The organism is Extibacter sp. GGCC_0201 (assembly GCF_017566055.1).
Taxonomy (GTDB): Bacteria; Bacillota; Clostridia; order Lachnospirales; family Lachnospiraceae; genus Extibacter.
Genome location: NZ_JABFCH010000140.1, coordinates 1 through 226, shown reverse-complemented (window position 1 = coordinate 226; position 226 = coordinate 1). Strand labels below are relative to the sequence as shown.

The 226-nt window shown below is 50.9% G+C and carries 1 protein-coding gene; it reads right to left on the bottom strand.

All coding sequences use genetic code 11. The annotated features are described in order from the left end of the window. The coding region (locus tag HJV72_RS19015) for a hypothetical protein (RefSeq protein WP_256435997.1) at positions 1-226 on the bottom strand (226 nt) is incomplete at both ends.

Genomic DNA, 226 nt, shown 5'->3' with positions numbered 1-226 from the left:
AGGGGCACCATTATAGGCGAATCCGGATAGGATAGCTGCATCAGTCTGGCTGTTATACCATGACATAACGAATGTGCGGATTTCCTCATCAGTAGGCTTGTGTCCGAACTCCTCTTCCATGTAGGAGGCAGAGCCGTTCTCTTTTTCCTGCACATCCCAGCGGATGCGCCATTTGTCTTTAACCGGGTTCGTGCATTCCATCAGCGATACACCGGCACTTCCTTCA